This window comes from Bacillus aerius (genome assembly GCF_029894105.1).
GTDB lineage: Bacteria > Bacillota > Bacilli > Bacillales > Bacillaceae > Bacillus > Bacillus altitudinis.
On record NZ_JARYHO010000001.1, the window covers coordinates 2053218 to 2065427 of the forward strand.

Annotated in this window: 14 protein-coding genes; 1 reads left to right on the forward strand and 13 read right to left on the reverse strand. The window is 40.2% G+C overall.

Annotated elements, in window-relative coordinates; translation table 11 throughout:
* Positions 1 to 5: 5 nt before the first annotated feature.
* Complete coding sequence (gene dapB, locus M2353_RS10490; protein WP_017359745.1) at positions 6 to 809, reverse strand: 4-hydroxy-tetrahydrodipicolinate reductase; 804 nt, start codon at positions 807 to 809, stop codon at positions 6 to 8.
* 5 nt (positions 810 to 814) lie between these two features.
* Positions 815 to 1150: a nucleotide pyrophosphohydrolase gene (locus M2353_RS10495; protein WP_008344575.1), complete on the reverse strand. Its 336-nt coding sequence runs from the start codon at positions 1148 to 1150 to the stop codon at positions 815 to 817.
* A gap of 137 nt (positions 1151 to 1287) precedes the next feature.
* Here M2353_RS10495 and M2353_RS10500 point away from each other — a divergent pair, with 137 nt between their 5' ends.
* On the forward strand, positions 1288 to 2160 hold the full coding sequence (locus M2353_RS10500) for a YitT family protein (protein WP_003215598.1): 873 nt from the start codon (positions 1288 to 1290) through the stop codon (positions 2158 to 2160).
* 31 nt (positions 2161 to 2191) lie between these two features.
* Here the strand turns inward: M2353_RS10500 and ypjB are convergent, their stop codons facing one another.
* From ypjB to hisC, 11 genes are all read right to left on the reverse strand, one after another.
* A complete protein-coding gene (gene ypjB, locus M2353_RS10505) occupies positions 2192 to 2998 on the reverse strand; it encodes a sporulation protein YpjB (protein ID WP_008344572.1) in 807 nt (268 codons plus the stop codon).
* 65 nt (positions 2999 to 3063) lie between these two features.
* Entirely contained in the window at positions 3064 to 3657 is a 594-nt protein-coding gene (lhaT, locus tag M2353_RS10510; RefSeq protein ID WP_007500909.1) for a lipoprotein heptaprenylglyceryl N-acetyltransferase LhaT, read from the reverse strand.
* 102 nt (positions 3658 to 3759) lie between these two features.
* Positions 3760 to 4527 (reverse strand): menaquinol-cytochrome c reductase cytochrome b/c subunit, encoded by a 768-nt coding sequence (locus tag M2353_RS10515; protein WP_008344567.1) that lies wholly within the window; start codon positions 4525 to 4527, stop codon positions 3760 to 3762.
* Positions 4528 to 4568: 41 nt separating this feature from the next.
* Entirely contained in the window at positions 4569 to 5243 is a 675-nt protein-coding gene (gene qcrB / locus M2353_RS10520) for a menaquinol-cytochrome c reductase cytochrome b subunit (protein ID WP_003215804.1), read from the reverse strand.
* 2 nt (positions 5244 to 5245) lie between these two features.
* The gene (locus M2353_RS10525) at positions 5246 to 5752 is read right to left on the reverse strand and encodes a ubiquinol-cytochrome c reductase iron-sulfur subunit (RefSeq protein ID WP_007500911.1); all 507 of its coding nucleotides are present in this window, start codon (positions 5750 to 5752) and stop codon (positions 5246 to 5248) included.
* A gap of 144 nt (positions 5753 to 5896) precedes the next feature.
* Positions 5897 to 6343: a YpiF family protein gene (locus M2353_RS10530; protein ID WP_073414792.1), complete on the reverse strand. Its 447-nt coding sequence runs from the start codon at positions 6341 to 6343 to the stop codon at positions 5897 to 5899.
* Positions 6344 to 6404: 61 nt separating this feature from the next.
* Positions 6405 to 6944: a ReoY family proteolytic degradation factor gene (locus M2353_RS10535; protein ID WP_008344562.1), complete on the reverse strand. Its 540-nt coding sequence runs from the start codon at positions 6942 to 6944 to the stop codon at positions 6405 to 6407.
* Between the two features lie 75 nt (positions 6945 to 7019).
* A complete protein-coding gene (locus tag M2353_RS10540) occupies positions 7020 to 8291 on the reverse strand; it encodes a tetratricopeptide repeat protein (protein WP_035702924.1) in 1272 nt (423 codons plus the stop codon).
* 289 nt (positions 8292 to 8580) lie between these two features.
* Entirely contained in the window at positions 8581 to 9867 is a 1287-nt protein-coding gene (gene aroA, locus M2353_RS10545; RefSeq protein ID WP_024718513.1) for a 3-phosphoshikimate 1-carboxyvinyltransferase, read from the reverse strand.
* A 10-nt stretch (positions 9868 to 9877) separates the two neighbouring features.
* Entirely contained in the window at positions 9878 to 10993 is a 1116-nt protein-coding gene (locus M2353_RS10550) for a prephenate dehydrogenase (protein WP_025207544.1), read from the reverse strand.
* Positions 10994 to 11110: 117 nt separating this feature from the next.
* A complete protein-coding gene (gene hisC / locus M2353_RS10555; protein WP_061419491.1) occupies positions 11111 to 12208 on the reverse strand; it encodes a histidinol-phosphate transaminase in 1098 nt (365 codons plus the stop codon).
* Between the last annotated feature and the right edge of the window lie 2 nt (positions 12209 to 12210).

A 12210-nucleotide genomic window follows, 5' to 3' on the forward strand; every position in this document is an offset into this window, starting at 1 on the left:
CCTTATTAGTCGATAATATTTTCTAAGCCATAGACGAGTTGATCAATATGCATCACCTGTTCAACAGAAAGCTTCACACCTGACATAAAGGATGCACGGTTATAAGAATCATGACGGATCGTGAGCGTCTGTCCGTCCATTCCAAACAGCACTTCTTGATGAGCAATCATGCCTGGAAGCCTTACGCTGTGAAGACGGATGCCATCATAATCTGCTCCTCGAGCACCTTCGATTAGTTCTTTTTCTTCAGGGTGCCCCTGCTTTTTGCTTTCTCTTACTTCAGCAATCATTTCAGCCGTTTTTAGTCCTGTACCGCTCGGAGCGTCCAATTTTTTATCATGATGAAGCTCAATGATTTCAACATCAGGAAAATAATTCGCTGCCATTTTGGCAAACTTCATCATTAAAACAGCACCAACAGCAAAGTTAGGCGCAATAATACAGCCTATCCCTTTTTCTTCTGTTAATTGCTGAAGTTCTTTTAGGTCGTCTTCTGAAAAACCTGTTGTGCCTACGACTGGACGTACGCCATGTTCAAGGGCTTTTTTTGTATGTACTTTCCCGATTTCTGGGGTCGTCAAATCAATTAATACATCCGGTGCTGTTTCTGAAAGACACACGTCAATATCCGTATAAATGGGCGCATCAGATGTTGTATGAAGCACATCTGATAGCTTTTTCCCCTCATGTGTGTGATCAAGTGCTGCTACTAGTTCAAAATGGCTTGTTTCTTCTGCCAGCTTGACAGCCTCTATCCCCATTCTTCCTCTTGCTCCAGCGATTACAACTTTGATGGTTTGATTCGTCATCTTCTCTACTTCCCTTCTTTTTTCGTCCAGCGGTCTTTGTCTCTTGTATTGAATTTATGCATCACACGATCATGGGCTTCTTCAAGTGATATATTGAGTGAATTGGCAAGGCATGTTAACACAAACAGCACATCGCCAATTTCTTCTTCCATGCTTTTTTCTGTTTCTGTTGTTTTTTTCGGCTTTTCTCCATAGTAATGGTTGACCTCTCTTGCCAGCTCACCTAATTCTTCTGTCAGACGGGCCATCATGGCAAGCGGGCTGAAATAGCCTTCTTTAAATTGTCCTATGTAATCATCGACTTCTTGCTGCACGTGACGCAGCGTTTTTTCATTCGTCATGAAGCTCATCCTCCTATCCATCTCTTACATGTTAGCGAAATCATAAATATTTGACAAATGTTTAAAACTCAGTTTGCTTGTTTCTCTTCCATACCATATAATATTATCGCTGTCTAAGCAAAAAAAGGAGTGATCTTTTGCTAAAAGAAATTCGTCTTAAAAATATCGTATTTATTTTAATAGGATCTGCGATTTTTTCTTTCGGCCTTGTTCATTTTAATATGCAGAACAACTTGGCGGAAGGCGGATTTACAGGTATCACACTGCTTTTATATTTTCTATTTCACATTGACCCATCTATTTCAAACCTTGTGTTAAACATTCCGATCTTTTTTATCGGCTGGAAAATGCTTGGCAGAACCATGTTTACATATACAATTGTCGGAACCGTCAGTCTTTCTGTCTTTCTAGCCATCTTTCAGCGCTTTCAAATACATATGCCTCTTCAGCATGATTTAGCCTTAGCCGCACTCTTTGCAGGTGTGTTTATCGGAACAGGCCTCGGAATCATCTTTAAATTCGGCGGGACAACAGGCGGCGTGGACATTATTGCAAGACTGATCAACAAACATTATCAAGTCGCAATGGGAAGAACGATGTTTATCTTCGACGCATGTGTCATTACCATCTCTCTCACCTATTTAAATTACAAAGAAGCCATGTATACACTTGTTGCCGTATTTGTTGCTGCAAAAGTCATCGACTTCATGCAAGAAGGCGCTTACGCTGCCAAAGGAGCGATGATTATTTCTGAAAAGGATGACATCATTCAAAAGAAAATCACAGAGGAAATGGAGCGCGGAGTGACCATTTTAAAGGGTGTCGGCTCCTATACGAAACAGGAACGCAACGTGCTTTACTGCGTCGTTCCAAAAAATGAGCTTGTCCACCTCAAGAGTGTCGTAACTTCCGTCGATCCTCATGCCTTTGTATCAGTGAGTGACGTGCATGACGTACTTGGTGAAGGCTTCACATTAGATGAACATAAAAAGCCGCTCAATCCCCACTAAAAAAAGAAGCCCGATAACGGTGCTTCTTTTTTTATGACTTTGGATAATCGGCTTGTCGCTTTTGCTTTTTTTCTTTTTCAGCACGGTATTTCCTAAACCCAACATACGTTAAAGTGAGTAAAATCATACTTCCTGTTGTTAAGATGACCCATAAAAGCGATGGATCCGCTTCATCTTGATCAACGTTCGCAAACACACTTGATAAATCTTCTTCGAGTTTCGTGAGACGCTCAAGCTTTGTCCCACTCGATGCTTTTAAAAATTCACCTTGTTCAATTACTTCCATGTGCTGCTTAATCGTTTGCAGCTTTTCAGGCGAGATATCAATGGTTAAACTCGGATAAATCATATCATACAATGAAACCAGCTCATTCCAAGTTTCATAGAACGTCGTCGATTCTGGATCTTTTACTTCTTTCTTTAATGTCGGAAAAGACCCCATAATCGGCTTCTCGAGCGAACCCCAAAGAGGTTCCGAATTTGATTGTATCGCATCAAGAAGCATTCTAAACTGAGAGGCATACCGAAGTTTTTCGCGCTCATTTAAGTCTTCCTGCGGGAGTCCTTTAATGATATCTTGATAGCCAAGTGTAATTTGCCGAACCTGCGTATTCGTCAGAGTTCCACGCCAATTCTCAGCTTTAAATGTCTTTTCAGCATACAATGCGACTTGTAATGCCTCATCATATTTAGCTTGTCTCGTTAATTGAAAGATTGAATCTGATAGTTCCGTTAATTCTTGCAGCGCTTTAGCAGCTGTTGTTTCCTCACCTTTTGCAGCAGCTGGATGCAAGACGAGAAATAATAATAGAATCATCGCGATTGACTTTCGTTTCATGCAAGTCCCTCCTAGCCTTTCTCCATACAGCGTATGAAAAAAAGGACAAGGTTAGACCAACATTGTTAAGGGAGCTCAAGCTTGACCGATTTTTTCGAGAGGACAAGATAATACGAAACAAGAAGAACGGCAATACTTAACCAAAACGTCACGTAGCCGATCTCATTTGAATAGGCAGAAAGCATAGAATAACGCGGCATCATTCCAAATACATAATCAATCACATCATTATGTAAAATCCATATGCCTGCTACAACCAAATGACGCATGTGAAAACGATAATACGGGGCAAATAACACAGCCTGTACCGCCATCGCAAAGTGCGAACCAATTAGCATATATCCTTCCCACGGAAAATCATCAACAGAAACGAGCACGAAAAGATTCATCCCTACAGCCCATAATCCATATTTGATCAAGGTGACAAGGGCCAGTGCTTCAAAATAAGGAGCATGGCGTTTCATTAGAAAGGCTAGTAATACAAATAAAAAGAAAAAGCTTGCCGTCGGACTGTCCGGTACAAAAGGTAAAAAGACAGCCGGCGTCTCTACGAGCTGCGGAATATACCAGTAATAGCCGTACGCAGTACCAAGAAAGTTGACAATGAGCACGAGCACAAGCATGTAGCGTGTGGCTAGCAGATATTGAATCCATCTCATATTTCTCTTCACTCACGATCTGTTAAAATCAGAAAAAAGCTGACAGCGCCAGCTTTTTTCTCCTTTTGAGTATATCCTTGTACTTGCATTTAAACAACTGAATTATTTAGATTTGACCTCAGATAAATATTTCGAGAGCTTTTCAAGTTCTTCATCGCTGCCTTTAAAAATGCCCTTAGGCATGTTGCCTTTTCCTTCTACAGCGATTTTCGCAATTTCCTCTGGTGCTAAGCCATTGTCAACAAGTGACGGTCCAGCTGCCCCGCCTTGCATATTATCTCCGTGACAGGAGATACATGTCTGCTCTTGATAAATTTTATACTCTTCAGCTGAGGTATCAATCTCTGCTTCTTTCTTGATTTCACCTTGCTTCGCTGCTGCTTCCCAGTCATGAGTAGCAACAGACTCCCATGTTAAATAGGTTGCTGCACCAACTGCAAGAATCATCATCCCAACTGCAATTGGTCTTCGATATGGCCTACGTTCAGGACCAGAATCAAGAAATGGTGCGAGTAAAAGAGCACCAAACGCAATTCCAGGCATAATCATTGCGCCAACTACCGTATAGCTTCCTGCAGCAAACTCATATTTTAACAACTGGTATAAAAATAAGAAATACCAGTCTGGCAGCGGAATATAGCCCGTATCTGTCGGATCAGCCATCCGCTCAAGCGGAGGTGCATGAACAACAGTTAGGACAAGAAATCCAATTAAAAAAACAGCACCTACAAGCCATTCCTTTAAAAGAAAGTTCGGCCAAAAGGCTTCGGTTTTTCCCGGATATTCGGAATAGTCTTTAGGTATGTTAGGTTTTCTTTCTGCCGGTATTCTGGAATCTCCGACAAACTTCATCCCTTTTCCCCTATGCAAAGTCATCCCCTCCTCATTGAACATTCATCAAACGCAAAATTTTAAAGCGGTCCAGAAATTCCTTGCTTACGAATCATAATAAAGTGGGCAGCCATCAGCCCAAATAATGCCGCTGGCAAGAAAAAGACATGGATAGCGAAAAATCTCGTCAGCGTTTGTGCACCTACAATGTCAGGATGACCTGCAAGCAGCGTTTTAATCTCTTTCCCGATGAAAGGTGTCGCCTCTGCAATTTGAAGACCAACCTTCGTCGCAAATAGCGCCTTCATATCCCACGGTAAAAGATATCCTGTAAAACCAAGTCCAAGCATCACAAAGAAAATGAGCACACCAACAATCCAGTTTAACTCTCTAGGCTTTTTATACGCCCCTTGGAAAAAGACCCTCAGCGTATGTAAAAACATCATAACAATGACTAGACTCGCACCCCAGTGGTGCATCCCTCTTACAATTTGTCCAAATGCCACTTCATTTTGCAAATAATAGACAGATTCCCATGCGTTTTTAATATCCGGTACATAATACATCGTTAAAAACATGCCCGAAAGGACTTGAATGACCGTCACAAAAAACGTTAAACCGCCAAAACAATACACAAAAGCAGAGAAATGATGTGCTGGATTGACGTGCTCAGGCACTTCATGATCCGCAATGTCTCTCCATATCGGTGTGATGTCCAGCCGCTCATCTACCCAATCGTAAATCTTGTTAAGCATCGTTACCCTTCCCCTTTCGGCACAGCTTTTCCAAGATAGAGGTATCCGTCCTTCACTTGCTGCTTATAATGGTCAAGCGGTGCAAGCGGCGGAGTTCCGGGTACGTTTGTACCATCCTTGTCGTACAGCCCATAATGGCATGGACAGAAAAATTTGTTTGGATTTTTCGGATCACTGTTCCAGTTCACTGTACATCCTAAATGTTTACAGATTGGCGATAAAGCGACAATTTCATCCCCTTCTTTGTACACCCATGCAGACCTAGATTCCTTTGACTCATACCATGCATCTACTTGATCAATTTTAAAGTCAAAGCGCTTCGGTTCTTTTGTCAGTTCATCTACACTGACAACTTGAACCATATCCTGATCCTCTGTTCCTTTTAGCACAGGGTCAAGCGCAAAGCGAACCATAGGCATGAGCATTCCAGCGGCCATAAATCCCCCCACGCCGGTCAACGTGTAATTCAAAAATTGACGCCTGGACACTCCATGTCTCTTCTCGCTCATTTTTTTCTCCCCCCCTCAGGTCGTCAGCTACTTTATAACTGAATTAGAAAAAATTTCATAAAACTAGGACACCCTCATAATATATCAATCTATTCACAAGGTCAACAGCCTAAAAAGCTATGTACAATGCAAATGTAAGGGTTTTTATGACGGGTTCCATTTTTGTAACAAAAAGTTCAAAATTTGTTCTACACTGTCTTGAATGACTTTTTGCTTTAAATTGACCTTTAAATGCTCAAGCGGAACAGACTGCAATATAAATGCCGATTCACTCACTTCTAGCTGTTCTTTCCATTTGTTATCAGATGTGATAAACACAACATGCTGAAAATGTTCTTGCAATGATTGTTTTAGTGCAAGTATGTCTTCTTGCTTACGATTATTTACTTCTAAATATGTATGTGGAGGAAAAAGAAACACTCTGCCTTTCAGTTGCCTTTCAAGATCCTCTGCCACAAGCATTGTGAACTCACCTAAAGACACGGTTTGTTTGATATGGCTTGCGTTTATCCCAACTAATGGAATGATAGCGGTATCAATGTAATCTTTAGATTGTAAAAAGAGATCCGCGTCCTCCGCCTGAAACTTCATCTAGTTCCCCTCTTTCATCACATAAGCCCTGCCTGTATAGGGCAAGGCTTATTGGCTTGGTTTATGATAATAGGCTTAATTCTTTTGCTAACTTATTAAATGTTTCTTGATCATGACGGTCAAGCGCTTCATCGATTTCTTTCATCAGCCGTTCTTTTTGGAAAGTAGCGATAGAATGCTCTAGCACTTTCTCAGCAAGATCTTTATCTTTTTCATTTTCATAAAGATCTTTAGGAATATGAGGATTTGTTTCAAGTACAGCGGCATATTCCGGCGAACGATATGCAGATCGGAAATTCAATTGAATAAACAAATCTTGCTGTTTATTCAAACGAATATCATGAAATGATTTTTCTGCATCTGTCGTCATGATATTTTCTTTATAAAATCTAAAGGGAACTTCATCCACACAGTGTGTTGACATAATAATTCCCCTTGGGCAAAATTCTGCTTGCTCTACAAAATGAACCTTTTCCATCAAAGAGTCGTGACTCATTAAATAATTTAATATCCAAACACACTCTCTTCGCTTTAACTGATAATGGTTTAAGAACCATCGGATAAATTCCTTCTTTTCATTGACAGAAACAGGGGTCTGCATGTTATTCCCTCCTCTATCGTAAATTAAATTGCTATACATGAATTATTCAACAAACCAGTTCTTCATTCCTGCAAACTATAAGGAAATTTCGTCTTCAATTCTTAAAATCGTTTCTTCAATTTCTTCATTCGTGCCATCTTTCTGAAGAACTTTTCGTAATAACGGCAAGGCTTCTTTTTGTCTGCCTTCTTCTAAAAGGAACGAAGCATATTCATATAAAAAGTCACGTTCCTCATCAAAATCAGGCAGAGCAAGTTTGAAATACTCAGCGGCTTCATCGTATTCTTCTCGTCCGACAGAAGCAGAAGCAGCATACCAATTCCATTTTGGATCTTCTTCCCCAAAGCTTTTAACCTCTTTAATCACATCCAGAATTTCATCAAACAGCTCTTCATTTAAATAGATCGCAAGCAGCGTTTGAACCGCTTCAATATATCCTGGATCAAGAGCTAGTGCTTCTTGAAGCAATTTTTTCGCATCTTCCGAATGGCCATTTTTCAAATCAATCTTTGCCCCATATAAATATAACTCTTTGTTATACTCATCCACTTTAATTCCTTCTTTTACTATCTCTAAAGCTTCATGATATAGTCCTTCTTCCTCATAGCTTTTGGCTAAAGGCATATAAAGTGATGAATACGAAGGATCAATATCTTTTAGTTCAGAGAGCTGCTGAATAGCCGTTTTCGTTCTGCCAGCCCTCATCGCTGTAAATCCGTAGCCAAAAAGTGTATTTGGATCCACTTGATCTTTTACAGCCTTTTCATACCATTCAAGGGCATCTTCAAATTCTCCAGCTGTGCTTAATGATTCAGCGAGCCGCTGATATACATTGACACCACCAATTTCATTTTGTTGATCGGCCACTTTGTAGAAATAGTCGGCTGCTTTCTTTGAAAGACCTTGAGAAAAATACAATTCCCCTAAAGCAAAATCAATGACGGCTTCATGAGGTAGTAACTCTTTCGCTTTTAAAAGCTTTTGTTCACTAACTTCAAATAGTCCTTGCATTTGATACAAATCTGCCATTAACAATAAACTCTCTGGATACGCATCGTCATCTTCAGGAATCGTTTCAAGAACTGCTATTGCTTTCTCTTCTTCATCAGAGTCTATTAACAGCTCTGCATAAAAACAGGTCAATCCTGTTTCTTCTGGATATAAATCATGTAAATCACTAATGAGATTCCGTGCTTTATCAATATCTCCCCAGTCATAATATAACTGAGCTGCCTGCGCTTTTTCTTCATCATGAAGATGCTTCTCTGCTTGAGCAAGTGTTTGGAGTCCCTTTTCAGTCTCACCCGCCTCAACTAATTTTATGGCTTCTTGTAATGAACTATTCAAATCAAACCGTTCCTTTCTGTTTCCAAAAACCTAAACTGTTGTTACTTCATATCATAATCGACAGCTGCATATCCAGCAAATATGTTGCTCTTTTAACATGAAGCCATTTTTGTGTTTTGAAGACTCTTTTTCAATCAATACTTTACTAAACTGATGATTTGTAAACCGAATACGCTAAAAAATTGTTTTTGAATCAGCAAAATGCTCTTTTTCAAGGTTTCACCTTGAGACAAGCTATGCTATAGTTCTTTCAAATATGCAAAAGGAAAGAAAAAGCCTGAGGAAATCCTCAGACTGTTTGCGTTAAGTATTCAATGTGTTCAAAGAAATTTGGATAAGATACACGTACTGCATCTGTATCTTCAATCTCGATTGCTTGCTCTGTTATACATGCCGCAATTCCTAACATCATACCAATTCGATGATCTCCGTAGCTTGAGACGACTGCACCGCCTTTAAGGCTCGTTTTACCATGAATCTTCATTCCATCATCTGTTGCTTCAATATGAGCACCTAGTTTTTTAAGTTCTGAAACGACTGTATCAATACGATTGGTTTCTTTCACTTTTAATTCAGCAGCATCTTTAATGATCGTTGTTCCTTCTGCTTGAGTAGCTAGGAGCGCAATAATAGGAATTTCGTCGATGAGTCTAGAGATCATATCACCTGAAATGTCGATCCCTTTTAATGAAGAGGTAGAGATCGTTAAATCACCGTACGGTTCTCCGCCTTTAGCATCCACTTCTTGAATGTCGAGGTCTGCACCCATTTGTTTTAGCACATCTATAATACCAGTTCTCGTTTTGTTCAAACCGACATTTCTCAATACAATCCGGCTGTTTGGAACGATAGATCCAGCCACTAAGAAAAATGCAGCTGAAGAAATATCTCCAGGGACAAATACATCTGTTGCTTTTAACGTTTGTCCACCTTCAATTGAAACACTTTGTGCATCTTCATGTAGCGAGACACCAAACATTGATAACATTCTTTCGGTATGGTCTCTTGATTTATGCGGTTCAGTTAACGTCGTTGTTCCTTCTGCCTGCAGTCCAGCTAGAAGGACAGCCGACTTAATCTGGGCACTGGCAACTGGAGACTCATAAGAGATAGCTTTTAAATTACCCCCACGTATAGAAAGCGGTGTATACTCGCCATTTGCTCTACCATCGATCTTGGCTCCTAATTGTCTGAGCGGACCTGTTACCCGTTTCATCGGTCTTTTGGCAATACTTTCGTCTCCGATCAGCGTACTGTGGAACTCACAGCCAGCCAAGATTCCCATCATTAAACGAATGGTTGTGCCAGAGTTACCAACATCGAGAATATCGCTCGGCTCTTTAAGTCCTTTTAGTCCTTTACCATGAATGACAACATCTGTACCTTTTTGTTCGATGTCGACACCCATTTTTCTAAAACAATCAATCGTGCTTAAACAATCAGCGCCAGGAAGAAAGTTTTTTACTACTGTAGTCCCGTCAGCAATAGCGCCAAACATCACAGATCTATGAGAAATGGATTTATCTCCTGGAATATGAATTTCTCCATTCATAGGAGCACTTTTATGAATTTTCATGTTCCTCACCTCAATCAGCATAAAATGTATCGTAATTTGCTCTATTTTTTATACAGAGTTCTGCCCGCTTTCGATCGTCATCTGTTTGAAAACTAATGCGTAAAATCCCGTTAATGTCTTCTCGCGTTTCAATAATACGGATATTTGTAATACTGATGTTTTCATTTGCTAGATATCCTGTAATTTCCGAAATAACACCAGGATGATCCGGCACATCGACATAAAGATCATAAAAAGCAGGGATCGCTCCTTTTTTCCTCAGAGGCAGGCCGTCGCGATATTCCTTGGCCTCTTGGAAATAAGAGAATAACCCCTCAGCATCTTCTTGTTGCACAAAGGATTCAATGCGGTCAATCTCTTTTTTCCATTCATGAAATCGGTCTAAAATCTTGTTTTTATTGTGCAAAAGGATATCGCGCCACATTGCAGGATTACTTGATGCAATACGGGTAATATCTCGAAAGCCTCCAGCAGCAAACCGTTTTACAAGAGGAAATTCTTCTTCAAAATGATGCGCTTGATGCACAAGACTGGCAGCGACGATGTGTGGAAAGTGACTAATCACACTTGTCACAGCATCATGTTCTTCGGGTGTCATTTCAATGAAATGAGCATTGGTTCCCTTCAGTAGATCCTTCAAACGGTCAACAGCCTGACGACTTGTTACCTTTGCTGGCGTTAAAATGTAGAATGCATTTTCAAATAAAAAGTCTTTCGCTGCAATAACACCTGACTTATGAGACCCTGCCATCGGATGCCCACCAATAAATTGGTAATGATCAGGCAACGTTTTTTCAGCAAAATGAACGACCTTTTGCTTTGTGCTCCCTACATCCGTAATCGTGAGCTCTCTTTCAATTCCAGATGCTGCAATATCACTTAACATTTTGACGGTTTGTTGTACTGGCGTTGCCAAAATAATCGTTGCTGATGCTTTTAAGCCTTCTATAAAGGACTCGGCAGTCGCGTCGATGATCCCTAGTTTTGTTGCAGCAATCATTTGTTCTTTAGAGACATCATAGCCTACAATTTTTTTATGTGGAAATTCTTTTTTAATCGACAGTGCAATAGAACCACCAATTAAACCAAGTCCAGCGATTAATATGGTTTCGTTTGCTTCATTCATGTTCATCACCTGATTTTTCGCGAAAATTAAACAAGCTGTTTCAATAGCTTATATGTATATTGGATGAGTTACAACGAAAGCCATATCCCATAAACAGGATATGACTTCATTGTTATGCTACGCACGGATGCCTTGTAATAAATCGGCAAGTGTAGTTAAGATTTCTTCATTTTGCTCCTTTGTTCCAACAGTAATACGCAAAGAAGTTGGGAATCCGAGAGCTTGACCAGATCGAACGATATAGCCCTTTTTCAAAAGTGCATTAAACAGCTCATCTGCATCTCTTTTAAAGTCAATCAGCACAAAGTTTGTTTGAGATGGATAGATAAATAGTCCAAAACGTTCCGCAAATTCTTGATATTGCTTGAGACCTGCTTCATTTTTTTGTCTGCACGATTGAATGAAGTCTTGATCTTTAATGGCTGCACGTGCAGCTGCCTGAGCGATACGACTTGTATTAAATGGCTCTCTCGCAGGTTCAATGGCGGTAATCAACTCCTCTGAGGCAACCCCATAACCTACTCGAAGTGCCGCAAGTCCATATGCTTTAGAGAACGTGCGCAGTACAATGACATTTTGATAGGCTTTTAATAGAGATAAACTGTTCGGAAAGTCTTCCGCACGAACATATTCAAAATATGCTTCGTCTAAAACGACAAGCACGTGAGCAGGCACTTGATCTAAAAACGATACGAGCTCAGATTCTGACAAATGATTTCCTGTCGGATTGTTCGGGTTACACACCCAAACGACTTTTGTGTTGTCATCCATCGCATTCAGCATTCCCTTTAGATCATGAGCTCCTCCATTTAGAAGTGGTACTTCTCTAATCTCTGCATGCTCAATTACTGCATTGTGACGGTATTGCGGGAATGACGGAGATGGGATCACCGTATTTGTATGTTGATCAAGGAATGCCCTAGCAATAATTTGCACAAGTTCATCTGAGCCATTCCCGAATATTAATTGTTTTTCATTTACTTGAAGAAACTCAGCCAGTTCCGTTCTTAAACTTGCGCTGTATCCGTCTGGATAAATCGCTAAATGTTCAAGTTCAGCTTGTATGGCCTCTCTTGCATGTGTGGAACATCCAAAAGGGTTTTCATTTGAAGCCAATTTCACAATTTTGTCTAATTGATATTCTTTTTTGACCTCTTCAATTGGTTTCCCAGGTTGATACGGTTTTAGCTGTTTTAATTGATCTTTGATTTGCAAAA